Genomic DNA, 23,185 nt, shown 5'->3' with positions numbered 1-23,185 from the left:
GGAATTGCCCCGCGCCTTGCCGCTCCGAATCAGCTATTTAGGGGTCTGGCATCGGTCTTGCGTAGCCGGTTGTCGAGCGGATCCGTCGCCTCGCGCGGCCCGTCCGTTGGTGGTCCCCGCACCCCGGGCATCATCAAGGCGTAAAGGGCGGTGGCCGTGTCACCGCCCTTCGCCGGCCCCATCGGGCCAAGGCTGATCGCCGGGCAGGGCCCGGTGCTGCTGATCTGCGACCATGCGGTGAACAGCGTGCCGGCGGGCATCGACCTGGGCATCGCGCCCGCGCTGCTCGACAGGCATATCGCGGTTGATCTGGGCGCCGCCGCGCTGACCGAGGCGCTGGCCGCGCGGCTGGGCGCGCCGGCGGTGCTGGGGCAGGTCTCCCGCCTGGTGATCGACTTGCACCGGCAGGCGGACCATCCCGGCCTGATCCCGCTCGCCAGCGACGGCCATGCCATTCCCGGCAATGCGGGGGCCGACCGGCTGGCGCGCATCGCGGCGTTCCATGCCCCCTATCATGCCGGGGTGGCAGCGGCGATCGCGCGGCACCGGCCCCGGCTGCTGGTCGCCATCCACAGCTTCACCCCCGCGCTGGAGACGGGCGGCGATCCGCGCCCCTGGCCGGTCGGCATCCTCTACAACCGCGATGTGCGCGCGGCGCGGCTGGCGATTGACGGGCTGCGCGCCGCCGGTTTCGAGACGGGTGACAATCAGCCCTATTCCGGCCGCCTCCTGAACGCGACGCTCAACCGGCATGGTGAGGGCAACGGCATTGCCAGCTTCTCGGTCGAGCTGCGCAACAACGAGATTGCCAGCCCGGCCGCTGTCTCACGCTGGGCCGAAATCCTGGCCAAGCTGCTGGAAAATATGGTTACGCAACTGGCGTGAGGGGGTGCGGGCAGCGTATGTCTCCTCCATGCGACATCTGTTCCCGATCGTGCCGATCCTGCTGCTTGCCGCCTGTGGCACGGCCGATGCGCCGTCAGGCTCGCTCGCCAAGGCCGAGGCACAGCAGGGCGCCGCCGCCGATGACGAGGGGCGCATCCTGTGCGCCCGCGCCGGTTCGGCCAGTTTCGCGCGGGTGTGCACGCTCGACCGGATCAGCGCGAAACAGGGCCTGTTGCTGACCATCAGCCACCCCGATGGCGGCTTTCACCGGCTGCTGGTGACCAGCGACGGGCGCGGCGTGATTGCCGCCGACGGCGCCGAACCGGCCAAGGTCACTATCGTCGGCCAGGACCAGATCGAGGTCGCGCTGGGCGGTGACCGCTATCGCTTGCCGGCAACGGTAAAGGCTGCCAAGCCGGCTTCATGACGTCACTCGATGGGCTGCCGCTGCTGACGGCGGCGGCGATGCGCGCCGCCGAGGACCGGGCCATCGCGGCCGGCACCAGCGTGAGCGGCCTGATGGCGCGCGCCGGCGCCGGCATTGCCGCCTGGGTGCAGCGGCTGACGACGGCGCCGGTGCTGATCCTGTGCGGCCCGGGCAATAATGGCGGCGATGGCTATGTCGCCGCGCAGTTGCTGGCGGCGGCGGGGCGCGATGTGCGCGTGGCAGCAAGCGCCGACCCGGTGAGCGACGCTGCCCGCGCCGCCCGCGCCGGCTGGACCGGGCCGGTGGAGCCCATCGCCACCGCAGCGGCCGCGCCGGTGCTGGTCGATGCGCTGTTCGGCACCGGCCTTGCCCGCCCGCTCGACACGGCGCTCAGCACACCGCTGGCGATGCTGGCGGCGGCGGCGCGCTATCGCATCGCGGTCGACCTGCCCAGCGGCGTGGCGAGCGATGACGGGGCGCTGCTGTCGCCCGTGCCGATGTTCGACCTGACGCTGGCGCTGGGGGCGCTGAAGCCCGCGCATCTGCTCCAGCCGGGCGCAGAAGCGTGCGGCGCAGTGCGCGTGGTCGATATCGGCATTGCGGCGGACAGTGATGCTGCGGTGCTCGCCCCGCCAGCGCTCGCCGCGCCGGGACCTGCGGCGCACAAATATGCGCGCGGCATGGTGGCGGTGATTGCCGGCGCGATGCCGGGCGCCGCGACGCTGGCGGCGGAGGCGGCGCTGCGGGCGGGCGCGGGCTATGCGCTGCTGCTGGGGGGCAGCGGCGCGGGGCCGGCGGCACTCGTCCGGCGCGCTTGGGCTGAGGACGCACTGGCCGACCCCCGTATCGGCGCGCTGGTGGTGGGGCCGGGGCTGGGCCTTGACGAAGCGGCGCGCGCCCGGCTGGCGGCGGCACTTGCCACGGCGCACCCGCTGCTGATCGATGGCGACGCGCTCCATCTGGTCACGCCGGCCGAGCTTGCCGCGCGCACCGCGCCGGTGGTGCTGACCCCGCATGCCGGCGAGTTCGCCGCGCTGTTCGGCACGCCTGCCGGCAGCAAGATCGACGCCGCGCGCCACGCCGCTGCTGCCGCCCGCGCCACCATCGTGTTCAAGGGCGCCGACACGGTGATCGCGGCGCCGGGTGGCGCGGTGCGCGTCGGCGCCGGTTCGCCCTGGCTCTCCACTGCCGGCACCGGAGACGTGCTGGCCGGCGCGATCGCCGCGCAACTGGCGGCGGCGGTCGATCCGGTCGCAGCGGCGGCGGCCGGCGTCTGGCTCCACAATCAGGCGGCGCGGCGGCTGGGCGCGGCGTTCATTGCCGACGATCTGGCGCGCGCGCTGTCGGCCGCGCGGGGGGGCCGCATGAGCGGGGAGGGGGCAGAGATTGTCCGCGTCGCCGCGCGGGGCGAGGGCGTGACGGCGGATGGCCGCCATGTCCCGCTCGCCGCGCCGGGCGACCGGGTGCTGGCCGATGGCAGCATCGTGCCCGGCCCCGCGCACCAGGCGCCGCCGTGCCGCCATTTCCCCGGCTGCGGCGGCTGTGACCTTCAGCACCTGAACGACGCGGCCTATGCTGATTTCGTGCGCGACCGGGTGCTGGGCGCGCTGGCGGCGCAGGGGCTGACTGCCACCGTGCGGCCGGCGATTCTCTCCCCACCCGCCAGCCGGCGGCGCGCGCGGCTCCATGCCGAGCGGCGCGGCGGCGTCGTGTTGGGATATAGCGAGCGTGGCAGCCACCGCCTCGTCGACCTGAAGCAATGCCCGGTGCTGGCGCCCGATCTCGCCGCCCTCATCGCGCCGCTCCGCCGCCTGCTCGGCACCTTGCTGCCGCCGCGCCGCCGGGCGGACGTGGTGATGACGCGCGCCGATCAGGGCATCGACCTGCTGCTCCACGGTGTCAGCGCCGACGATCTGGCCAGCACCCAGGCGCTGACCGACTTTGCCGGGGCGCACGGCCTTGCCCGGCTGTCGCTCGACACCGGGCTGGGGCCGGAGGTGCGGTGGGAGCCGGTCGGGGCGACCATCACGCTGGGTGGCGTTGCCGTGCCGCTGCCGCACGACGCGTTCCTGCAGCCGACGCTGGAGGGGGAGGCGGCGCTGCTTGCGGCTGCGCAGGAGGCGCTGGGCGAGGTGCTGGCGGCAAAGGGCGTGGTTGCCGATCTGTTTGCGGGGCTGGGCACCTTTGCGCTGTCGCTTGGCACGCGCGTCTATGCGGCGGAGGCGGCGCGCGATGCGGTGCTGGCGCTGAAGGCGGCGGCCGGGCGGGCGCAGCGGCCGGTGGTGGCGGAGCATCGGGATCTCTATCGTCGTCCGCTTCAGCGCGAGGAGCTGGACCGGTTCGCCGCCGTGCTGCTCGATCCGCCCCGCGCCGGCGCGCGCGAACAGGCAGCGACGCTGGCGCAGTCATCGGTGCCGGTGATTGCCTATGTTTCGTGTAATCCCAGCAGCTTTGCGCGCGATGTGAAGATACTTTGCGAAAACGGCTATGCGCTCGACTGGGTGCAGCCGGTCGGCCAGTTCCGCTGGTCCACCCATGTCGAACTCGCCGCGCGCCTCGTGCGCCGATAAATGGGGACAGTCCCTATTTTTCAGCGTCGGGATAGTCGGCGCCGACGAAGAACAGGCCATCGGGCGGGGCGTTGAGGCCGAGTGCCGCCCGGTCGCGCGCGGCAAGCGCGGCGGCGATGTCGTCCGGCGTCCATTTGCCCTGGCCGACCAGCGCCAGGCACCCGGTCATCGAGCGCACCTGATGGTGGAGGAAGGAGCGCGCAGCGGCATGGATGCGCACCACCTCGCCCTCGCGCACCACCTCCAGCCGGTCGAGCGTGCGCACCGGGCTTTCCGCCTGGCAATGCGCGGAGCGGAAGGTGGTGAAGTCGTGCCGGCCGGCCAGCCGCCGTGCCGCTTCCGCCATCGCCGCCACGTCGAGCGGCACCGGCACCCGCCAGGCCAGACCCCGCTCAAAGGTCAGCGGCGCGCGGCGGTTGACGATGCGATATTCATAGCGCCGCCCCAGGCAGCTGAACCGCGCGTGCCAGTCATCCGGCACCACGACGCACGCCAGAATGGCAACCGGCGCCGGGCGCAGCAGCGCGTTCAACCCCTCCATCAGGCGAAACGGCGTGATCGGCCGCGCCAGATCGACATGCGCGCGCATCGCCAGCGCATGCACCCCGGCATCGGTGCGCCCGGCGGCATGGACGGTCGCCACTTCATGCGCGATGCGGGCAATCGCGTTCTCGATCGCTTCCTGAACGCTGGGGCCATGCGGCTGGCGCTGCCACCCCATGAACGGGCGGCCATCATATTCGACCGTCAGCGCAAAGCGGGTCACAGCCGCGTGCCCGGCGGCAGGGCAAAGCCGCGCAGCAGCTCGGCCGGGGTCATCGCCGCCCGGCCGGCGCGCTGCACCAGGATCGGCCGGATCGCGCCGGCGCCGGTGGCGATGGTGAGCGCGTCGTCGAGCACGGTGCCCGGCGCGCCGCCCCCCGGCACCACGTCTGCCGCGAGCAGTTTCACCCGCTCTTCGCCGACCGAAAACCACGCGCCCGGCGCGGGGTTGAAGGCGCGCACCTGCCGCTCGATCGCGTCGGCGCCCTGGTGCCAGTCGATCCGCGCCTCTGCCTTGTCGATCTTGGCGGCATAGGTGATGCCCTGGTCGGGCTGCGCGACCGCCGGATGGGCGTCGACATCGGCCAGCACCCGCACCATCGCCGCGGCGCCCATTGCCCCCAGCTCCGCCATCAGCGCGCCGGCGGTCTTGCCGGCGACCCCGGTGCGCACCGCCAGCCGCACCGGCCCGGTGTCGAGCCCGGCTTCCATCTGCATGATGCACACGCCGGTCTCATCATCGCCGGCCAGGATCGCGCGCTGCACGGGCGCCGCGCCACGCCAGCGCGGCAGCAGCGAGGCGTGGACGTTCATGCAGGCCAGCCGGGGCGCCGCCAGCACCGCGCGCGGCAGGATGAGGCCATAGGCCGCCACCACCGCGACATCGGCGCCAAGTGCCGCGAACCGCGCCTGTTCCGCCGCGTCGCGCAGCGTGAGCGGGGTGTGCACGGCAACGCCCAGCTGCTCGGCCGCGCGCGCGACCGGGGTGGGTTGCAGCGCCTTGCCGCGCCCCGCCGGTCGCGCCGGCTGCGAATAGCAGGCGATGATCTCGTGCCCCGCCTCGGCAAGTGCGGCGAGCACCGGCACCGCGAAATCGGGCGTTCCCATGAAGACAATGCGCATCGCCTGCTCTCAAGCGCTTGGCAGGGGCGGGCGCAAGCCCTTATGTCGTGGCGATGTCGCCGGAGATCGAAGCCCTCACCCAAGCACTGGCCCGGTTGCCGGGGCTGGGGCCGCGTTCGGCGCGGCGCGCGGTGCTGCATCTGCTGAAAAAACGCGAGACGGCGCTGGAGCCGCTGCTGGCCGCCCTTGCGGCGGTGGCCGACCGGCTGACGCATTGTTCGATCTGCGGCAATGTCGACACCGGCGACCCGTGCGGCGTGTGCGCAGACCCCCGGCGGGACACGCGCGCGCTGTGCGTGGTGGAGGAAGTGGCGGACCTGTGGGCGCTGGATCGCACCCGGCTGTTCCCCGGGCGCTTCCATGTGCTGGGCGGGCGGCTGTCGGCGCTGGACGGCGTGCGGCCCGAGGATCTGTCGATCGACGCGCTCGTCCGCCGGATCGAGGCGGGCGGCGTGGACGAGGTGGTGCTGGCGATGAACGCCACCTTGGAGGGGCAGACGACGGCGCACTACATCGCCGACCGCATCGCCCGCTTTCCGGTGCGCGTCACCCAGCTGGCGCACGGCCTGCCGGTGGGGGGCGAGCTGGACTATCTGGACGAAGGCACGCTCGCCCAGGCGCTGCGCGCGCGCCGCCCGGTCGCTTGACGTTCGCGGCAACCGATCCTAGCTGAGCGTCATGGCCGTGCTTCCGATCATCGAGATTCCCGATCCGCGCCTGCGCACCATTTCCACGCCGGTCGCGGACGTGACCGACGAGACGCGCGCGCTGATCACCGACATGTTCGATTCGATGTATGCCGCGCGCGGCATCGGCCTTGCCGCCATCCAGATCGGCGTGCCGCAGCGCGTGCTGGTGATCGACCTTCAGGAAGAGGGGGAAGACGGCAAGCCGGTGCGTGCCCCGCGCGTGTTCATCAACCCCGAAATCGTTGAAAAGGCGCCGGAACAGTCCGTCTATACCGAAGGCTGCCTGTCGGTGCCCGACCAGTTTGCCGATGTCGAACGCCCCGCCAGCTGCCGCGCGCGCTGGCTGGACGAGGACGGCGTGGCGCATGACGAGGAGCTGACCGGGCTGCTCGCCACCTGCCTTCAGCATGAGATGGACCATCTGGAGGGCATCATCTTCATCGACCATCTGTCGCGGCTGAAGCGCGAGATGGTGCTGAAAAAACTGGCCAAGGCGCGCAAGGCCGCTGCCTGAGCGCTTGCGCACCGCCCCGGCGGCGGGGCAGGGTGCGCGCATGACCGCCAAACTCTTCGGCATGCCCGGCTCGCTCTACACCGCCCGGGCGCGCAGCTATCTCCTGAAACAACATTATGATTTCGAGGAGACGATCCCCGCCGATCCGGCCTGGCCGTCGGTCACCCAGGCGGTGGGGCGCTGGATCATTCCGGTGCTGCAGCTGAGCGACGGCACGCTGGTGCAGGATGGCGTGGCGATCATCGACCATGTCGAGGCGAGCGGCGCCGCGCGGCGCTCCGCCTATCCCGAAACCCCGGTGCACCGCGCGATTGCGCATGTGTTCGAACTGTTTGGGGGAGAGGGGCTGCTGCGCCCGGCGATGCATTATCGCTGGGATTATGATGCGGAAAATCTTGCCTTTCTGCGCGCCGATTTTCTGGGCGGGCTGTTCCCCGGCGCGCCGGCAGAGGCGGGCGATGCGGTGTTCGCCAATGCCAGCGGCCGCATGCGCAAGGCGCGCGACGGCTTCGGCGTGTCGGCTGAGACCGCGCCGGCGATCCAGGCGAGCTATCACGACTTCCTCGCCCGGCTTGACGCGCATCTGGCGCATTACCCCTATCTGCTGGGCGGGCGGCCGACGCTGGGCGATTATGCGCTGATCGGCCCGCTCTATCCGCATCTGGGGCGCGATCCATATCCCGCCGCCGAGATGAAGCGCCGCGCCTTCCACGTCTGGCGCTGGGTGGAGCGGATGCAGTCCCCCCAGGCGCAGCTGGGCGGCTATCCGGACGAGACACTGATCGCGGGTGATGCCGTGCCCGACACGCTCGCCGCCTTGCTCGCCTTTGTGGCGGAGGATTTTCTGCCCGAGCTTGCCGCGCATGTCGATTTCGCCGCGCGGTGGCTGGCCGAGCATCCTGGGCTGGAGCCGGGCACCAACGGCCTGCCCAATCCCGGCGCGCGCGCCATTGGCAAGGCGGCGTTCGCGTGGCGCGGCCACCAGATCGAAACCTTGGTGATGCCCTATCGCTTCTGGCTGCTCCAGCGGTTGCAGGCGGCGCTGACGCCGGCGGCGCAGGCGGTGCTGGATCAGGCCGGGCTGGGCGCGCTCGCCACGCTCACGCTGCCGCGCCGGGTGGAGCGGGTGAACAATCTGGAAGTGTGGGGGCCTGCCTCCTAGCTTTTGCCGTCCTCAACCCCGAATTCGTTTGTCCCGAGCGAAGTCGAGGGACGTGATGGCGTGCGCGGCGCCCGGGTCACGTGTCTCGACTTCACTCGACACGAACGGTGTTCAAATCAGATCAAGAACGGCTCTGAGCAGCGCTCAGCCCGCCACCGCCACCGCGCGCAGCACGGCCGCCGCCCATTCCGCGCGGCAGATCAGCAGATCGGGCAGCAGCGGATCGGCGCAGTTGTAAACCAGCGCCCGCCCATCGATGCGGGAGGCGTGCAGACCCGCCGACAGCGCGACCGCGGCCGGGGCGCAATTGTCCCACTCATATTGGCCGCCGGCGTGCAGATAGATGTCGGCCTTGCCCAGCAGCACCGCCATTGCCTTAACGCCCGCTGATCCCATCGGCAGCAATTCGGCATCCAGTGCGGCGGCGACCAGTTCCGCCACGCGCGGCGGGCGGCTGTCGCTCACCACGATACGCGGCCGGCCGCCATGCGGCGGGGGCAGCGCGGGCGGCGCGTCGCTGGAAAAAACCTGGCCCGTTGCCGGCAGTGCAACTGCGCCCGCGCGCGGCACGCCCGCCACGGCGAGCCCGATATGCACCGCATAATCGGCCGAGGCGCGGCAGAAGCCGCTGGTGCCGTCCAGCGGATCGACAATCCACACCCGCTCCGCACCGCAGCGTGCCGGGTCGTCGGTCGATTCCTCCGACAGGATGAAATCGCCCGGCCGCGCGGCGTGGAGCCGCGCCAGGATCAGCGCATTGGCCTCGGCATCGGCCCGGCGGCCCAGCGCCTTGCCATCATGCCCACCGTCGCACCCCTGGTGCAGATCGCGCAGCAGCGCGGCGGCCTCCTGCGCAATCGTGCGGGCCAGCACGGCATCGGCCTGAAGCATATCGATCAGCACGAGCGGCAAACTGTCATAAAATCACGGCGAAAGCGAGGTCCGCCGCGCTCACTCCACCGTGTCGAGCAGGCGCCCGCCGGCCATCACCACCGCGATCGGGCAGACCGCGAACAACAGCCAGCCGCCAACGCCGGGATATTGCGACAGATAGTGGATGCCGCGCTCCACCGCGCCCAGGCTGAGGCCATAGATGACCAGAAAGGCCTCGAACTTCGACTTGATGGTGAACAGTCGGGCAATGCGCGTGAACATGCCAGAAAGTTAAGCAAGCACCGGGCCAATGGCGGATTTGCGTGGGTTTCGCTTTAACGGCTATGGTTAACTGTCAATGAATCCGACAGGTCGAGCAGGTCGAGCAGCGCGGCGTGCGCCGCCTCGATCCGGCGGATCAGCTGGGCGTCGCCCAGATCCTCGGGCCGGATCGCCTCTGGCCAATGCGCCTCGACCAGCGCGGCGAGCGCATCGAGCTTTGCCGCATCGACCAGAAAGCGCGGATCGACCGTGGCCGGGTCTGCCACCACGCGCAGCCTGAGGCAGGCGGGGCCGCCGCCATTCGCCATCGATTCGCGCACATTCACCACTTCCAGATGGCGGATCGGGCCGTTGCCGGCGACCATTTCCTGCAGCCATGGCCACACGCGCGGATGATCCTCAGCCTCCTGCGGCAGGATCAGTGCCATGCCACCGGCGGGCAGAGTGACGAGCTGCGCGTTGAACAGATAGCTTTTGACCGCATCGTCCAGGCTGACCGCGTCATCGGGCACTTCGACGACCTGAAGCGCGGGGAATTTGGCGCGAATGGTCTCGTAAACGCGGTTCTGGTCGACAAAGGCGCGCTGGTGGGTGAACAGCACCGTCTCGTTCGCGACGGCCACCACGTCATTGTGGAACGCCCCCGCCGCAATCGCTTCCGGCAATTGCTCAATAAAAACAACGTTATCCGGCGACAACTTATGACGGCGTGCAATCGCCTCCGACGCCGTCCGGTGCTGCCTGGCCGGGTATCGAAGACCGTTTTGGGTGTAAACGAATAGCTCTAGTCCAACTGCCCCATGATGCTCGGCAAGCCGCATATGGTTTGCCGCGCCCTCGTCTCCGAACGGGGCGGGAACGGGGGGATGCACGGCAAATGCCGGGTCGGCAAAGGCCAGTTTCAGCTGGGCCAGCGTCTGGGGCGCCTCATGGCTGCGGTGCGGCATGGTGACGAGATTGGCGACGCTCAGATGGCATTTGCCGTCCGCCGTGTCCGGCGCCGGAGAGACGGTCGCGGCATTCGCGGCCCACATCGCGGAGGCCGAGATCGCCTGCGCCTGAAGATGCGGCGGCGCGCTGGCATAGTCGGTGGCGAGGGAGGCCAGCCAGGGGTGGTCCGGCCGGGCATGGGGCAGCAGGATGCCCTGCGCCAGCCCCAGCGCCAGATTGGCGCGCATCTTGGCAATGCCCTGCAGCGCGGCGGCGCGGGGATGGGCGGTGTTGCCGGCGTTGCGGGTGGAGGCCAGATTGCCCGGGCTCATCCCCGCATAATTATGGCTGGGGCCGATCAGCCCGTCGAAATTGATCTCGGTCAGCATCAGGCGCGGCCCACATGGATGACGGCGTCGCCGGGGGCGACGTTGAGCAGGGCGGCGGTCGCCGGGTCCAGCGCGACGCCCCCCGGCACCGCGCGCACCCGGCCATAGCCGCAGCGGAAATCGGCGAGCGTGCCGGCTGCGACCAGCGCCTCGCCACCGTCGCCGCTTTCCACCGCCACCACCGGCGCCACCACCGCATCGCGGATCGAGCGGACCTGGTCGGTGCGCGCGGTCATCGTCGGGCCGCCGTCGAAAATGTCGATATACTGCTCATGCGCAAAGCCTTCGCTCTCCAGCATCCGCATCGCCGCGCGGCCCGAGGGGTGGGGAATGCCGATCACCGAGCGCGCCCCTTCGGACAGCATGGCGATGTAGATCGGGTGCTTGGGGAACAGGTCGGCAATGAACTGGTGGCCATGGGTGGCGTTGAACTGGTCGGCATCCTGAAAGTTCATGCCGAAGAAGCGGCCGGCCAGCCCGTCCCAGAAGGGAGAACCGCCCGCCTCGTCGATCACCCCGCGCAGCTCGGCCAGGATGCGGTCGGCAAAGCGGGTGCGGTTGCGCGCGATGAACAGATAGCGGCTGCGCGCTAGCAGCATGCCCAGCCCACCGGCGCGCTCGCCGGGGTGGAGGAACAGCCCGCCCACCTCGCTGCACCCCTCAAGATCGGTGGTCAGCGTCAGCAGCTCGGCGCGGAAAGTGCGGTTCAGCTGGGTGCTGTGCTGGGTGATGGTGCCGATGCGATAGCTGTAGAAAGGGTGGCTCTGGCCGACATGGGTGAAGATCTGGCAGGTGCCGCGCACCTCGCCCGTTGCTGCGTTTTCCAGGATCAGCACGAACAGCTCATCGGCCTTGGCGCCGGCGGTCTGGGTGGTGAACGCCTTCTCGCTGCGATCAAGCTTGGCGCGCAAAGCTGCCCGGTCCGGCGGCAGGTTGGTGAAGCCGCCGCCGGTCAGCTTGGCCATTTCATAGAGATGGCGCAGATCGTCGTGCGTCGCGGCGCGGATGCGAAAGCTCACAAACCACCTTTCTGGGCAATGCGGGAAATGGTGAGGGCGGACAGTGCCGCACGTTCGGCCAGGCTTTCCACGATCAGGAACTCGTCGGCGGAATGGATGGCGCCGCCGCGCGCGCCCATGGTGTCGACCACGGGCACGCCACAGGCGGCGATGTTGTTGCCGTCGCACACCCCGCCGGTATCGCGCCAGGCAATGCCAAGGCCCAGATCGCTGCCCGCCGCGCGCACCAGCTGGAACAGCCGCTCGGCGCCGGGATCGATGGGCTTGGGCGGGCGGTTGAAGCCGCCATGGCAATGGATGCTGACGTCATGCAGCCGCACGACCGCCGCAATCGCCTCGTCAAGCGCGGCCTGCGCCAGTGCCACCTGTTCCGGCCCGCGCGGGCGGAAATTGACGCGCAATATGGCAAGCTCCGGCACCACATTGTTCGGCCCGCCGCCCTCGATCCGCGCCGGGTTCACCGACAGCCCCGGCGCCTTCGCCGCCGCCAGCCGCACGGCGAGATCAGCAGCGGCGACCAGCGCGTTGCGGCCCTCTTCGGGGTTGCGCCCGGCATGCGCGCTGCGGCCGTTCACGATGATCGAGAAATTGCCGGTGCCGCCACGCGCGCCGGCCAGCGTGCCATCGGGCAAGGCGGGTTCATAGGTGAGCGCCGCTGCCTTGCCCTTTGCCGCCGCCGCGATCAGCGCGGCCGAGGAAAGCGAGCCGGTTTCCTCATCCGAATTGATCAGCACCTGATAGCCGATGCCGTGGGCGACCGGGCTTGCTTCCACCGCCTGCAGCGCGGCCAGCATCAGCGCGATGCCGCCCTTCATGTCGGCAACGCCGGGGCCGTTCAGCACGCCATCCTCCAGCCAGCGGGTCTGCTGGAAGGGATGATCGGCCGGGAACACCGTGTCCATATGCCCGGTCAACAGCAGCTGGACGGGCGCTGTCGGCCGCACGGTGACGAGCAGATGGTCGCCATGGTCGAGCGCGGCGGTGGTGCCGTCGGCGCTTACCGCGTCAACTGGCGCCGGCGGCACCAGTTCGACCGTGCCGGGCAGGGCGGCGAAAGCATCGGCCAGCAGTGCGGCCATCGCCTTCACCCCGGCCAGGTTGCGCGTGCCGGAATTCACCGCCGCCCAGCGTTCAACACGCTCCAGCATGGGTGCGGCGCGCGCTTGGTCGATCAGGGCGGATTCGGATGCGGTCAAGGCCATGACAATGCAGGCCCTAGCCGGTTCGCGGGCGCGGCTCCACCCCCCTCCCAATGCCGGCGCCCGATTGCATTGGCCGGCACAATCGGCTCAACTGGCGCGCGTGGACACCGTCTATGCGATCGCGAAGTTCGTGCACATCACCGGGGTGGTGATGCTGATGGGCAACATCACCGCGACCGCCATCTGGAAATTCTTTGCAGACCGCACCGGCGACGCGCGCATCGTCGCCTTTTCGCAGCGGCTGGTGACGATCACCGACTGGAGCCTGACCTTCTGGGGCGTGATCCTGACCATTGCCGGCGGTTACTGGATGGCGTGGCTGGCGGAGATCAACCCGTTCGAGCCGGCCTGGCTGATCTGGGGGCAGGTGATGTTCGTGGCGGGCGGCATGATCTGGCTGGCGATCCTGGTGCCGGTGCAGATCCGCCAGGCGCGCGATGCGCGCGGCTTTGCCGATGGCGGCGAGATACCCGATCGCTATCGCCGCGACAGCCGCACCTGGATCATCTGGGGCCTGATCGGCACAGCGCCTTTGGTGGCGGCGGTGTGGCTGATGATCGCCAAGCCCTATTGAGGGCGCGCTTTATCGCGGCAGGTGATCGTCAAACGCCGCCAGCACGTCACGATAGAGCTGTTTCTTGAAGTCGACGGCCAACTCGGCAATCTGGCGCGCCGGCACCCATTGCCAGGCGCGAAATTCCTGATGCTCGGTCGCGATGTTCACATCGGCATCAGCCCCCAGAAAGCGGAACAGGAACCAGCGCTGGCGCTGGCCGCGCCACTTGCCCTGCCACACCCGGCCGGCAAGCTCGGGCGGCAGGTCGTAATGGAGTTCATGCCCCGTCGCGGCGATCAGCGTGACCTTGTCGGGCGCGATGCCTGTCTCCTCACCCAGTTCGCGCAGTGCCGCCGCCAGCGGTTCCTCGCCGGGATCGATCCCGCCTTGGGGTGGCTGCCATGCCTCCACCGCCTGGTCCATCCGCTGGCCGACAAACACGTCGCCTGCGTTGTTCATCACCAATATGCCCACGCACGGGCGATAAGGCAGGGCGTCGGCGCTCATCGCCGGGCCTGCGCCTCTGCGAGGATCAGCTTCAACGCCGCAAGCGCCTGATCGACGTCATTCTGTGCCGAGGGGATCGCCTTGCGCAGCGTGATCAGGCCGTGGATGTTGCCCACGGCCTCGCGATACGCGGTCGGCACGCCTTCGGCGATCAGTGCGGCGGCATAGGCGCGGCCCTGATCGCGCAGCGGGTCGAGCCCCGCCGTCATCACCAGCGTGGGCGGCATGCAATGGTGCGCCCCGGTCAGCGCCGCACCGCGCCAGTGCGTCATGTCCGGGCGATAATGGCCATCGAACCAGGTCATGGTCGGCTTGGTCAGCAGGAAGCCGTCGCCAAATGCCTGATAAGAGGCATAGTTGGCAGAGACATCGACCACCGGATAGATCGGGAACTGCGCCAGCACCGGCACTGCCGCCGGCTGATCACGCAGCGCCATGGTGGTGATGATGCACAGCGCGCCGCCCGCACTGTCGCCACAGGTGACGACACCCGTCACCTGCCGCCCCAGCGCTTCCGGGCTGCCCGCGACCCAGCGCGCCGCCGCCTCGCAATCATCGGGCGCGGCGGGCCAGGGATTTTCGGGCGCCAGCCGGTAATCGACCGCGATCACCGGCAGGTCGAGCATGCGCGCGGCCTCTGCGCAGAAGCTTGCATGCGTGTCCAGGTCGCCGATCACGAAGCCGCCGCCATGGAAGAACACCATCGCCGGCCCGGCCGCGCGCTCTGCCCGCGCATCGAACAGCCGGGCAGGGATGGTGCCCGCTGGCCCCGGAATGGCCAGATCCTTGATCACGGCAAGCTCGCCCACCGGCGGATCGGCAATGTCCTTCATTGCCGTGTAGGTGCCGCGCGCCGCTGCCGGTTCCAGCTCGTGCGTGCGCGGGCCGGGCATGCCGTTGAGAAAGGCCAGAAACTGCGCAACGTCCGGGCGGACGTAAGGGGTGGCGTCGGTCACGATCTTCTCTCCTGGTTCCGGCACGGCTTGGAGCGCGCGGTCTGGCGCAGTACCTAATGGCGATGTTCGCGGTCGTCCATCACCCCGATTATGTCGCCCCGGCCCCCGCACGGTCGGGCTATCAGTGGAACAAGAATGCGCTGGTGCGTGACCTGCTGCTCGGCACCGGTGCCGCGATCGACTGGGTCGCGCCCGAGCCGATGCCGCGCCACTGGCTGGAGGCAGTGCACGACCCCGGCTATGTTGCCGAAGTGTTGTCCGCGCAGGTGCCGCGCGAGAAGGAACGGCGGATCGGCTTTGCGGTCACCCCGGCCATTGCCCGCCGCGCTGCCCGTGTCGCCGGCGGGACGCATCACGCCGCACTCATCGCGCTGGAGCGGGGCTTTGCCGCCAATTGCGCGGGCGGCAGCCACCATGCCCTGCACGACAGCGGCGCCGGCTTCTGCGTGTTCAACGATCTCGCCATCGCGGCCGTGCGTCTCGTCGAGGAGGGCGCGGCGCAGCGCGTGCTGATCGTCGATTGCGACGTGCATCAGGGTGACGGGAGTGCGGCGCTGACCGCCGGCCGGGCAGATATTGCCACCTATTCGATCCATGCCGAGCGGAACTTCCCGGTGCGCAAGGCGCGCTCGACCCGCGATGTCGCGCTGCCCGACGGGGTGGGGGATGACGATTATCTCGCTGCCCTTGCCGAGACACTGCCGCCACTGGTGGCGGAAATGGCGCCCGATCTCATCCTGTATCAGGCCGGCGTCGATCCGCATGCGGATGACAGGCTCGGCCGGCTGAACCTGTCCCTGGAAGGGCTGGCGGCGCGGGATCGATTCGTGGCGGCGCTGGCGCAAGGAAGCGGCATCGCGCTCGCGGCGACGCTGGGCGGCGGCTATGGCGACGATGCGATGGCCGTCGCACACCGCCATGCCGCGACCATTTTGACGCTGGGCACGGCCTACGCAAAATCGCCACTTTACGTGGATCGATGATTTTCTACCTTGGGGCCGCCGCAATCCCGCTCTAGAGGGGCGCGCGACAAAGTTTGCAGGAACATGACAATGGCAACCGCCACCCACGATCTTCTTCCCCCCGAAACGCCCGCAACCCCGCCATCGGATTCGGTGGTGGTGCGCTTTGCCGGGGATTCGGGCGACGGGATGCAGCTGACCGGGGGGCAGTTCACGCTTTCCACGGCGCTGTCGGGCAATGATCTGGCGACCTTCCCGGACTTTCCGGCCGAGATCCGCGCGCCGCAGGGCACGCTGTTCGGCGTGTCCGCCTTCCAGATCAATTTCGGTTCGACCGAGATCGACACCGCCGGCGACCAGCCCGATGTACTGGTGGCGATGAACCCGGCGGCGCTGAAGGTGAATGTCGATCAGCTGCGTGCCGGCGGCCTGATCATTGCCGATGAAGGCGAGTTTACCGAGCGCAACCTGGCCAAGGCGAAATATGCCGCCAACCCGCTGACCGACGGCAGCCTGGCCGACTGGCAGCTGATGACGCTCAACATCTCGCAGCTGACGCTCGACGCGGTGAAGCCCTTTGGCCTGGGCAACAAGGAAGCGCTGCGCTGCAAGAACATGTGGACGCTGGGGCTGGCGCTGTGGATGTTCGACCGTGATCGCGCGCCGCTGGTCAACTGGCTGAAGGAAAAATTCGCCAAGAAGCCGGTGCTGGCCGATGCGAACATTGCCGCGCTGAATGCCGGCCATGCCTATGGCGAGACGGCCGAACTCGCCGGCCCGATGAAGCAATATCACCTCGCGCCGGCGCCGGCGGAAGCCGGGCTCTATCGCACGGTAACGGGTGCGGAGGCGGTGTCGCTGGGGCTGGTCGCGGGTGCGCAGCTCGCCGGGCTCGACATGTTCTTCGGCGGCTATCCGATCACGCCGGCGTCGGCCATCCTCCACCATCTGTCGCGGCTGAAGGAATATCGCGTCACCACCTTCCAGGCCGAGGATGAGATTGCCGCGATCTGCGCCGCGATCGGTGCTTCCTACGCCGGGCAGCTGGGCGTCACGTCGTCCTCGGGCCCCGGCATCGCGCTGAAGGGCGAAGCGATGGGCCTGGCAATCATGACCGAGCTGCCGCTGGTCATCGTCAATTCACAGCGCGGCGGCCCGTCAACCGGCCTGCCCACCAAGACCGAACAGTCCGACCTGTATCAGGCGGTCTATGGCCGCAACGGCGACGCGCCGATGCCGGTGATCGCCGCGCGCAGCCCCGCCGACGCGTTCGACTGCGCGATCGAGGCGGTGCGGATCGCGACGGAATATATGACGCCGGTCATCCTGCTGACCGACGGCTATATCGCCAATGCGGCCGAGCCGTGGCGCGTGCCCGACATGTCGGCCTACGCCCCCTTCCCGGTGGAGTTCATGGACCACGCGCCCGAGGGCGGGTTCAAACCCTATGGCCGCGATGAAAAGCTCGCCCGACCCTGGGTGAAGCCGGGCACGCCGGGGCTGCTCCACCGCATCGGCGGCATCGAAAAGGCGGTCGACACCGGCAACATCGATTATTCGCCCGCCAATCACCAGGCGATGACCGACCTGCGCCAGAGCAAGGTGCTGGGCGTGCGCGTGCCCGACCAGCAGGTCGAGCTGGGCGAGGACAGCGGCAAGCTGGCGATTGTCGGCTGGGGATCGACCTTCGGCCCCATCCACCAGGCGGTGCGCCGCGCGCGCCGGCGCGGGCAGGATGTCGCGCATATCCATCTGCGCCACATCTGGCCGATGCCCGCCAATCTGGGCGACCTGCTCAAGCGCTATGACAAGATCATCGTGCCGGAAATGAACACCGGCCAGCTGAAGACGGTGCTGCGCGACCAGTTTCTGGTCGACGCCAAGCCGCTCAACAAGGTGAGCGGCCAGCCGTTCCGCATTGCCGAAATCGAAGCCGCGATCGACGCGGCGCTCGCCTGATCGTCAAGGAAGACAATCATGAACGACATGACCCCCATCGCGCGGACCACGACGATAAAGGACTGGGAATCCGATCAGGAAGTCCGCTGGTGCCCCGGCTGCGGCGACTATGCGATTCTGAAGGCAGTGCAGCGCACCATGCCCGAGATTGGCGCGCGGCCGGAAAACACCGTGTTCGTCAGCGGCATCGGCTGCTCGTCGCGCTTCCCTTATTATATGGAAACCTATGGCTTCCACACCATCCACGGCCGCGCGCCGGCGGTGGCGACGGGGGTGAAGCTCGCCAATCCCGAACTCGATGTGTGGATCATCACCGGCGATGGCGATGCGCTGTCAATCGGCGGCAACCACACGATGCACCTGCTCCGGCGTAACCTGAACTGCCAGATCCTGCTGTTCAACAACGAGATTTATGGCCTGACCAAGGGGCAATATTCGCCCACCAGCCGGGAGGGGACGAAGAGCCCCTCGACTCCCTATGGCTCGGTCGACCGGCCGGCCAAGCCCTGCGCCTTTGCGCTCGGCTCCGGCGCGCGGTTCGTCGCGCGCGGCATCGATGTGCACAAGAACCTGCCGACCGTGCTGAAGGCCGCCTATGCGCACAAGGGCGCAGCCTTTGTGGAGATTTTCCAGAATTGTATCGTCTATAATGACGAAGTTTTCTCAGCTTTCACCGCCAAGGATCAGGCACCCGGCCACCAGCTGTGGCTGGAACATGGCAAGCCGATGCTGTTCGCCGGTGGTACCAAGGGCATTGCCATCGATCACAACACGCTGACCCCGGTCGTCGTCGATGTGACCGATGGGGACTGGCAGGCGGCGGGCGTCATCGTGCATGACGTCACCAACCGCACGGTGGCGCACATGCTGGTCGAGCTGCCCTTTGGCGACTTCCCGATGGCGCTGGGCATTTTGTACGACGATCCCCGCCCGACTTTCGAGGAAGCGGTGATCGCCCAGAACCGCAGCGCAGCCGAAGGCAAGAAGCCCGATCTGCAAAAGCTGGTCGCCAAAGGCGAAACCTGGACGGTGGACCAGCCACGCGACGGCTGACGCGCGGGCGATGACCAGCATCGTCTGGTTCCGTCGCGACCTTCGGGTCAGCGATCAGGCGGCACTGCTCGCGGCGGCCGCCGAGGGGCAGGTGGTGCCGGTCTATATCCTGGACGATGAAACGCCCCGGCACCGCCGCATGGGCGCGGCCTCACGCTGGTGGCTGCACCACAGCCTGGCGTCGCTTGATGCGTCGTTGCGCGCGCTGGGGTCGCGCCTCATCCTGCGGCGGGGGCGGTGCGACGTCGTCCTCCCCGCGCTTGCTGCAGAGCTTGGCGCGCGCCGGGTGCATGCCATCCGCCATTACGAACCATGGTGGCGCAATGCCGACAAGGCGGTGGCAAAGGCGCTCGACCTGGTCTGCCATGACGGCAATTATCTGGCCCCGCCGGGATCGATCACCAGCGGCAGCGGCGGCCCGTACAAGATCTACACCCCCTTCTGGCGGGCGGTGCTGGCCAGCATGCCGCCCGCCCGGCCCCGCGCGGCGCCCGAGCAGCTGCCGCCGCCCGCGCGCTGGCCCGAGAGCGAACCGCTCGACAGCTGGCAGCTGCGGCCGAGCGCGCCCGACTGGTCAGGCGGCATGGCGGCGATGTGGCGGCCGGGCGAGGGCGGCGCGCGCGACCGGCTGCATGCGTTCGCCGCGCTGGCAGCAGGCTATGGCGAGGGGCGCAACAATCCCTCGGTCGATGCAACCTCGTTCCTGTCCCCGCATCTCCATTTCGGCGAGGTGTCGCCGGCCACCATCTGGCATCAGGTGATGGCGGCGGGCGGCAGCGTGGCCAAATTCCTGGGCGAGCTTGGCTGGCGCGATTATGCCCAGAATATCATCCTGCAATTCCCCGATTATGGTGCGCGCAACGCCCGGCCGGCGTTCGACGCCTTTCCCTGGCGTGAGGGGGCTGCGGCCGAGGCCGATCTGAAGGCCTGGCAGCGGGGCGAAACCGGCTATCCGATCGTCGATGCCGGCATGCGACAGCTCTGGGCGACGGGGTGGATGCACAACCGCGTGCGGATGATCGCGGCGAGCTTTCTCATCAAGCATCTGCTGATCGACTGGCGCCAGGGTGAAAGCTGGTTCTGGGATACGCTGGTCGATGCCGATTACGCGTCGAACGCGGTCAACTGGCAATGGGTGGCGGGCACGGGCGTTGATTCGAACATGTTCGTGCGGATCATGGCGCCGCTCAGCCAGTCCGAAAAATTCGATGCCGCCGGCTATATCCGCCGCTGGGTGCCCGAACTGGCCGACCTGCCACAGCCGGCGATCCACGACCCCGAAAGCTTCGGCCTGCGCCCGCGTAACTATCCGGCGCCGCTGATCGAGCATCGCGCCGCGCGGGCACGGGCGCTGGCGGCGCTCGCCACGATCCAGCCGGCGCGGGATTAACCCTCGACGCGCTCGAAATGGCCGGGTTCGAAATCTTCGATCAGCAGCTGGGCGATGCGCGCGCCGACGACTTCGGGCGGCTTGACCGAGGCGGGGTCTTCACCCGGATAGGCGCGCGCGCGCATCTTGGTGCGGGTGGCGCCGGGGTCGATGATGGCGGTGCGGACCTTGGAGATGTTCACCATTTCCTGGCCATAGGCGGCCAGCAGCACCTCGAACGCGGCCTTTGACGCGCCATATTCGCCCCAATAGGCACGCGGGCTGCGCGCGACGCTGGAGGTGAGGCCGATCACCCGGGCGGCGGCGGCGCGGCGCAGCATCGGGTCGAACGCCGCGATGAGCGCCGCCTGCGCGCTGACGTTCAGAGTCAGCACTCGCGCCAGTTCCTTGGGGTCGATGGCGGGCACTGCGCCCAGCGTGCCCAAAGTCGCCGCGTTCAGCACCAGAATATCGAGCTTGTCCCATCGGCTGGCAAGTGCAGTTGCCAGCCGTGCCGCGGCCTCGGGCTCGTTGAAATCGACGGGCGCGATGGTGGCCGCGCCACCCTCGGCGAAGATCGCGTCCTCCACCTCTTCCAGCCCGCCGGCGGTGCGCGCGGTCAGCACGACATGGGCGCCGGCACGGGCCAGCGCCTTGGCCGTTTCCGCGCCGATTCCCCGGCTTGCCCCCGTCACCAGCGCAAGGCGGCCGGCCAAAGCTTTGTCAGTCACGTCAGATATCTCGCTTGGAAAGGTTCAGGTCACGCGTTCGGCGAGCAGGGCGAATTGGTCAACCGTTTCCGCCTCGTCCTGGTCGGTCAGGCGGGTGGGATAGTCGCCGGTGAAGCAGGCGTCGCAATGGCTGGGTGCCCCGGCATTGCGGCCATGCTCGCCCAGTGCCTTGTAAAGCCCGTCGATCGAAATGAAGGCCAGGCTGTCGGCATGGATGAAGTCGGTCATGCCGTCGACGTCGAGCTTGGCGGCGAGCAGTTTCGCGCGCTCGGGCGTATCGACACCATAGAAGCAGCTGTGCCGCGTCGGCGGGCTGGCAATGCGCATATGGACGGCGGCGGCGCCCGCCTCGCGCATCATCGTCACGATCTTGAGCGAGGTGGTGCCGCGCACGATCGAATCGTCGATCAGCACCACGCGCTTGCCCGCGATCAGCGCGCGGTTGGCATTGTGCTTCAGCTTCACGCCCAGATGGCGCACCTTGTCACCCGGCTGGATGAAAGTGCGGCCGATATAGTGCGAGCGGATGATGCCCAGTTCGAACGGAATGCCCGATTGCTGGGCATAGCCGATGGCTGCCGGCACGCCCGAATCGGGCACGGGAATGACCAGATCGGCCTCGACCGGCGCTTCGACCGCCAGCTGCGCACCGATTGCTTTGCGCACCGAATAGACGCTCGACCCGTCGACAATCGAATCGGGGCGCGAGAAATAGACATGCTCGAAGATACAGGGGCGCGCCCGTTGCGGGGCAAAGGGATGGATCGAGCGCAGCTCCTGCCCCTGCACGATCACCAGCTCGCCCGGCTCAATCGCGCGGACGAAGTCGGCGCCGACCACGTCGAGCGCCACCGTTTCCGACGCGAAGATGATCGCGCCGGCCAGCCGCCCCATCACCAGCGGGCGGATGCCGAGCGGATCGCGGCAGGCAATCATCCCTTCCGGCGTCATCACGATCAGCGAATAGGCGCCCTCGACCTGCTTCAGCGCGTCGATGAACTTGTCCAGCAAGGTGCGGTAATTGCTGGTCGCGACCAGATGGATGATGGTTTCAGTGTCGCTGGTCGACTGGAAGATGGAGCCCCGCCGCACCAGTTCACGCCGCAGCCGCATCGCATTGGAAATATTGCCATTATGCGCAATCGCAAAGCCGCCCGAGGCAAGCTCTGCATAAAGCGGCTGCACATTGCGCAGCGCCGTCTCGCCAGTGGTGGAATAGCGGACATGGCCACAGGCGGCCGCACCGGGCAGCGCACGGATCACGTCGTCGCGGTCGAAATTGCCGGCGACATGGCCCATCGCGCGGTGGGTGTGGAATTCCCGCCCATCCCAGCTGGTGATGCCGGCCGCTTCCTGCCCGCGGTGCTGGAGCGCGTGCAGGCCCAGCGCCACCAGCGCGGCGGCATCCTCATCCCCGCCGGAGACGCCGAAAATGCCGCACTCCTCGCGCAGCTTGTCGTCGTCAAATGGATTGGTCGTCAGCATCGATTCCCGCCCGGGTTCGCCTGTGTCGGCCGGGCATATAGGGGGTGCCGGGGGCTTTGTCGCCTGTTTGTCATCAAATTCGGGTGGCGGCTTGGCGCAAAGCCTGCGGGCGGACTAGAAGGGCGCCATGGACCCGCGCGAAACCGGCCTTGACCTTGATCCCCGCTATGACGCGAGCGGGCTGGTAACGGCCGTTGCCACCGATCGCGACGGCAGGCTGCTGATGGTCGCGCACATGAATGCCGAGGCGCTGGCCGAGACTCTGAGACAGGGCGAGGCGGTGTTCTGGTCGCGCAGCCGGGCGCGCTTGTGGAAGAAGGGCGAGACATCCGGCCATGTGCTGCGCGTCGCCGAAATCCGCGTCGATTGCGATCAGGATGCGCTGTGGCTGATCTGCGATCCGGCCGGCCCCGCCTGCCACACCGGCGCGGCAAGCTGTTTCTACCGCCGGATCGAAAACGGCGAGCTGGTGCGGGTTTGAGGGCGGCCGTCTTCGCGCTGGTGCTGCTCGCCGGCTGTTCGGGGCAGGGCACGCAGAGCAACAACGGCCGCGCGACCGACGATCTGGAAAGCGCGGCGATTGCCGCCGGCGTCATCGCCGATCCCAAAAGCGTGGACATTACCGGACTTTATTCCCGCGGCACGGACCAGCTGTGCATCGTGCCCAGTGCCACCGCTTGGTCGGCCGGTGTCACCATCGATTATGGCGACAACCAGTCGTGCAGCGGGCAGGCAAAGCTCACCCGCTCGGGCGAAACCCTGCGCTTCAGCTTTGACGAAGCGCCGGGCTGCGCGGTCGATGCCCGGTTCGAGGGCGACCGCATCGTCTTTCCGGGGCAGGTGCCGGATGCCTGCCAGCGGCTGTGCAGTCGCCGCGCCTCAATTGCCGCGCTCGATGTCGAACGGCAGAGCGATACGGCGGCGGAGGCGGCGTCGCTGCGCGATGCAAAAGGTAAACTGCTCTGTCAGGCGGGGTAATTGAGCCTCCCACGGCTTGACG

24 protein-coding genes are annotated in these 23,185 nt (G+C 68.8%); 13 read left to right on the top strand and 11 right to left on the bottom strand.

From position 1 onward, the window contains the following. The first annotated feature begins 156 nt into the window (after positions 1-156). The 3 genes from K2Y03_RS01895 to K2Y03_RS13135 are packed head-to-tail and all read left to right on the top strand — an operon-like array spanning position 157 to position 3,882. A complete protein-coding gene (locus tag K2Y03_RS01895; RefSeq protein WP_294087786.1) occupies positions 157-885 on the top strand; it encodes an N-formylglutamate amidohydrolase in 729 nt (242 codons plus the stop codon). Between the two features lie 28 nt (positions 886-913). Further along, positions 914-1,312, top strand: coding sequence for a hypothetical protein (locus tag K2Y03_RS01890; protein WP_294087785.1), 399 nt, complete (start codon positions 914-916; stop codon positions 1,310-1,312). Next, positions 1,309-3,882, top strand: coding sequence for an NAD(P)H-hydrate epimerase (locus K2Y03_RS13135; protein ID WP_367114745.1), 2,574 nt, complete (start codon positions 1,309-1,311; stop codon positions 3,880-3,882). The genes K2Y03_RS01890 and K2Y03_RS13135 overlap by 4 nt, the downstream gene beginning before the upstream one ends. Before the next feature lie 13 nt (positions 3,883-3,895). Here the strand turns inward: K2Y03_RS13135 and truA are convergent, their stop codons facing one another. Together truA and fmt are read right to left on the bottom strand one after the other, a co-directional pair. Further along, positions 3,896-4,648 (bottom strand): tRNA pseudouridine(38-40) synthase TruA, encoded by a 753-nt coding sequence (gene truA / locus K2Y03_RS01875; protein ID WP_294087784.1) that lies wholly within the window; start codon positions 4,646-4,648, stop codon positions 3,896-3,898. Further along, positions 4,645-5,547 carry a methionyl-tRNA formyltransferase gene (fmt, locus tag K2Y03_RS01870; protein WP_294087783.1) on the bottom strand — a complete coding sequence of 301 codons (903 nt, stop codon included), beginning with the start codon at positions 5,545-5,547 and terminating at the stop codon, positions 4,645-4,647. Before fmt ends, truA begins: the two co-directional genes overlap by 4 nt. A gap of 53 nt (positions 5,548-5,600) precedes the next feature. Between fmt and recR the strand changes: the two genes are divergently transcribed. The 3 genes from recR to K2Y03_RS01855 are packed head-to-tail and all read left to right on the top strand — an operon-like array spanning position 5,601 to position 7,912. Further along, on the top strand, positions 5,601-6,194 hold the full coding sequence (recR, locus tag K2Y03_RS01865; protein WP_294087782.1) for a recombination mediator RecR: 594 nt from the start codon (positions 5,601-5,603) through the stop codon (positions 6,192-6,194). A 31-nt stretch (positions 6,195-6,225) separates the two neighbouring features. Beyond that, positions 6,226-6,750, top strand: coding sequence for a peptide deformylase (gene def, locus K2Y03_RS01860; protein WP_294087781.1), 525 nt, complete (start codon positions 6,226-6,228; stop codon positions 6,748-6,750). Between the two features lie 40 nt (positions 6,751-6,790). Further along, positions 6,791-7,912, top strand: a complete 1,122-nt coding sequence (locus tag K2Y03_RS01855; RefSeq protein ID WP_294087780.1) for a glutathione S-transferase N-terminal domain-containing protein — start codon at positions 6,791-6,793, stop codon at positions 7,910-7,912. Between the two features lie 144 nt (positions 7,913-8,056). Here the strand turns inward: K2Y03_RS01855 and K2Y03_RS01850 are convergent, their stop codons facing one another. From K2Y03_RS01850 to K2Y03_RS01830, 5 genes are read right to left on the bottom strand one after another with little or no spacing between them, the layout of a single operon-like run. Further along, the gene (locus K2Y03_RS01850) at positions 8,057-8,803 is read right to left on the bottom strand and encodes a 3'(2'),5'-bisphosphate nucleotidase CysQ (RefSeq protein ID WP_294087868.1); all 747 of its coding nucleotides are present in this window, start codon (positions 8,801-8,803) and stop codon (positions 8,057-8,059) included. 60 nt (positions 8,804-8,863) lie between these two features. Further along, on the bottom strand, positions 8,864-9,067 hold the full coding sequence (locus K2Y03_RS01845) for a hypothetical protein (RefSeq protein WP_294087779.1): 204 nt from the start codon (positions 9,065-9,067) through the stop codon (positions 8,864-8,866). A 53-nt stretch (positions 9,068-9,120) separates the two neighbouring features. Further along, positions 9,121-10,389: an N-succinylarginine dihydrolase gene (locus tag K2Y03_RS01840; RefSeq protein ID WP_294087867.1), complete on the bottom strand. Its 1,269-nt coding sequence runs from the start codon at positions 10,387-10,389 to the stop codon at positions 9,121-9,123. Next, the gene (locus tag K2Y03_RS01835; RefSeq protein ID WP_294087778.1) at positions 10,386-11,405 is read right to left on the bottom strand and encodes an arginine N-succinyltransferase; all 1,020 of its coding nucleotides are present in this window, start codon (positions 11,403-11,405) and stop codon (positions 10,386-10,388) included. Before K2Y03_RS01835 ends, K2Y03_RS01840 begins: the two co-directional genes overlap by 4 nt. Beyond that, complete coding sequence (locus K2Y03_RS01830) at positions 11,402-12,607, bottom strand: hydrolase (protein ID WP_294087777.1); 1,206 nt, start codon at positions 12,605-12,607, stop codon at positions 11,402-11,404. The genes K2Y03_RS01835 and K2Y03_RS01830 overlap by 4 nt, the downstream gene beginning before the upstream one ends. Before the next feature lie 100 nt (positions 12,608-12,707). Between K2Y03_RS01830 and K2Y03_RS01825 the strand changes: the two genes are divergently transcribed. Further along, complete coding sequence (locus tag K2Y03_RS01825; RefSeq protein ID WP_294087775.1) at positions 12,708-13,181, top strand: DUF2269 domain-containing protein; 474 nt, start codon at positions 12,708-12,710, stop codon at positions 13,179-13,181. Between the two features lie 9 nt (positions 13,182-13,190). Here the strand turns inward: K2Y03_RS01825 and K2Y03_RS01820 are convergent, their stop codons facing one another. Together K2Y03_RS01820 and K2Y03_RS01815 are read right to left on the bottom strand one after the other, a co-directional pair. Continuing rightward, positions 13,191-13,670, bottom strand: coding sequence for an RNA pyrophosphohydrolase (locus K2Y03_RS01820; RefSeq protein ID WP_294087774.1), 480 nt, complete (start codon positions 13,668-13,670; stop codon positions 13,191-13,193). Further along, the gene (locus K2Y03_RS01815) at positions 13,667-14,626 is read right to left on the bottom strand and encodes an alpha/beta hydrolase (protein WP_294087773.1); all 960 of its coding nucleotides are present in this window, start codon (positions 14,624-14,626) and stop codon (positions 13,667-13,669) included. Before K2Y03_RS01815 ends, K2Y03_RS01820 begins: the two co-directional genes overlap by 4 nt. Positions 14,627-14,688: 62 nt before the next feature. Between K2Y03_RS01815 and K2Y03_RS01810 the strand changes: the two genes are divergently transcribed. The 4 genes from K2Y03_RS01810 to K2Y03_RS01795 all read left to right on the top strand — a co-directional run bounded on the left by K2Y03_RS01810 (position 14,689) and on the right by K2Y03_RS01795 (position 19,990). Further along, positions 14,689-15,609: a histone deacetylase gene (locus K2Y03_RS01810; RefSeq protein ID WP_294087772.1), complete on the top strand. Its 921-nt coding sequence runs from the start codon at positions 14,689-14,691 to the stop codon at positions 15,607-15,609. 69 nt (positions 15,610-15,678) lie between these two features. Then, positions 15,679-17,547 carry a 2-oxoacid:acceptor oxidoreductase subunit alpha gene (locus tag K2Y03_RS01805; RefSeq protein ID WP_294087770.1) on the top strand — a complete coding sequence of 623 codons (1,869 nt, stop codon included), beginning with the start codon at positions 15,679-15,681 and terminating at the stop codon, positions 17,545-17,547. Between the two features lie 18 nt (positions 17,548-17,565). Beyond that, positions 17,566-18,600: a 2-oxoacid:ferredoxin oxidoreductase subunit beta gene (locus K2Y03_RS01800; RefSeq protein ID WP_294087769.1), complete on the top strand. Its 1,035-nt coding sequence runs from the start codon at positions 17,566-17,568 to the stop codon at positions 18,598-18,600. A 10-nt stretch (positions 18,601-18,610) separates the two neighbouring features. Further along, positions 18,611-19,990 carry a deoxyribodipyrimidine photo-lyase gene (locus tag K2Y03_RS01795; protein ID WP_294087768.1) on the top strand — a complete coding sequence of 460 codons (1,380 nt, stop codon included), beginning with the start codon at positions 18,611-18,613 and terminating at the stop codon, positions 19,988-19,990. On the opposite strand, the gene K2Y03_RS01790 is transcribed toward K2Y03_RS01795, so the two are convergent. Continuing rightward, entirely contained in the window at positions 19,987-20,700 is a 714-nt protein-coding gene (locus K2Y03_RS01790) for an SDR family NAD(P)-dependent oxidoreductase (protein ID WP_294087767.1), read from the bottom strand. The two genes, K2Y03_RS01795 and K2Y03_RS01790, sit on opposite strands and share 4 nt — an antisense overlap. Before the next feature lie 24 nt (positions 20,701-20,724). Then, positions 20,725-22,185, bottom strand: coding sequence for an amidophosphoribosyltransferase (gene purF, locus K2Y03_RS01785; protein WP_294087766.1), 1,461 nt, complete (start codon positions 22,183-22,185; stop codon positions 20,725-20,727). A 127-nt stretch (positions 22,186-22,312) separates the two neighbouring features. Here purF and hisI point away from each other — a divergent pair, with 127 nt between their 5' ends. After that, positions 22,313-22,666 carry a phosphoribosyl-AMP cyclohydrolase gene (gene hisI, locus K2Y03_RS01780; RefSeq protein WP_294087765.1) on the top strand — a complete coding sequence of 118 codons (354 nt, stop codon included), beginning with the start codon at positions 22,313-22,315 and terminating at the stop codon, positions 22,664-22,666. Further along, positions 22,663-23,163, top strand: a complete 501-nt coding sequence (locus K2Y03_RS01775) for a hypothetical protein (RefSeq protein ID WP_294087764.1) — start codon at positions 22,663-22,665, stop codon at positions 23,161-23,163. The genes hisI and K2Y03_RS01775 overlap by 4 nt, the downstream gene beginning before the upstream one ends. Positions 23,164-23,185: the final 22 nt, after the last annotated feature.

This window comes from Sphingomonas sp. (assembly GCF_019746015.1).
Lineage (GTDB): Bacteria > Pseudomonadota > Alphaproteobacteria > Sphingomonadales > Sphingomonadaceae > Sphingomonas.
Note: the sequence above shows the minus strand (reverse complement) of the source record. Positions and strands in the feature narration are given on the sequence as shown.

What these genes read in the sequence shown, in the direction of transcription:
- purF (WP_294087766.1), bottom strand. Translation starts at nt 22,185, where the DNA reads ATGCTGACGACCAATCCATTTGACGACGACAAGCTGCGCGAGGAGTGC.
- K2Y03_RS01805 (WP_294087770.1), top strand. Translation starts at nt 15,679, where the DNA reads ATGGCAACCGCCACCCACGATCTTCTTCCCCCCGAAACGCCCGCAACC.
- def (WP_294087781.1), top strand. Translation starts at nt 6,226, where the DNA reads ATGGCCGTGCTTCCGATCATCGAGATTCCCGATCCGCGCCTGCGCACC.
- K2Y03_RS01830 (WP_294087777.1), bottom strand. Translation starts at nt 12,607, where the DNA reads ATGGCCTTGACCGCATCCGAATCCGCCCTGATCGACCAAGCGCGCGCC.
- K2Y03_RS01810 (WP_294087772.1), top strand. Translation starts at nt 14,689, where the DNA reads ATGTTCGCGGTCGTCCATCACCCCGATTATGTCGCCCCGGCCCCCGCA.
- K2Y03_RS01800 (WP_294087769.1), top strand. Translation starts at nt 17,566, where the DNA reads ATGAACGACATGACCCCCATCGCGCGGACCACGACGATAAAGGACTGG.
- K2Y03_RS01850 (WP_294087868.1), bottom strand. Translation starts at nt 8,803, where the DNA reads ATGCTTCAGGCCGATGCCGTGCTGGCCCGCACGATTGCGCAGGAGGCC.
- recR (WP_294087782.1), top strand. Translation starts at nt 5,601, where the DNA reads ATGTCGCCGGAGATCGAAGCCCTCACCCAAGCACTGGCCCGGTTGCCG.
- K2Y03_RS01890 (WP_294087785.1), top strand. Translation starts at nt 914, where the DNA reads ATGCGACATCTGTTCCCGATCGTGCCGATCCTGCTGCTTGCCGCCTGT.
- fmt (WP_294087783.1), bottom strand. Translation starts at nt 5,547, where the DNA reads ATGCGCATTGTCTTCATGGGAACGCCCGATTTCGCGGTGCCGGTGCTC.
- K2Y03_RS13135 (WP_367114745.1), top strand. Translation starts at nt 1,309, where the DNA reads ATGACGTCACTCGATGGGCTGCCGCTGCTGACGGCGGCGGCGATGCGC.
- K2Y03_RS01845 (WP_294087779.1), bottom strand. Translation starts at nt 9,067, where the DNA reads ATGTTCACGCGCATTGCCCGACTGTTCACCATCAAGTCGAAGTTCGAG.
- K2Y03_RS01820 (WP_294087774.1), bottom strand. Translation starts at nt 13,670, where the DNA reads ATGAGCGCCGACGCCCTGCCTTATCGCCCGTGCGTGGGCATATTGGTG.
- K2Y03_RS01795 (WP_294087768.1), top strand. Translation starts at nt 18,611, where the DNA reads ATGACCAGCATCGTCTGGTTCCGTCGCGACCTTCGGGTCAGCGATCAG.
- hisI (WP_294087765.1), top strand. Translation starts at nt 22,313, where the DNA reads ATGGACCCGCGCGAAACCGGCCTTGACCTTGATCCCCGCTATGACGCG.
- K2Y03_RS01855 (WP_294087780.1), top strand. Translation starts at nt 6,791, where the DNA reads ATGACCGCCAAACTCTTCGGCATGCCCGGCTCGCTCTACACCGCCCGG.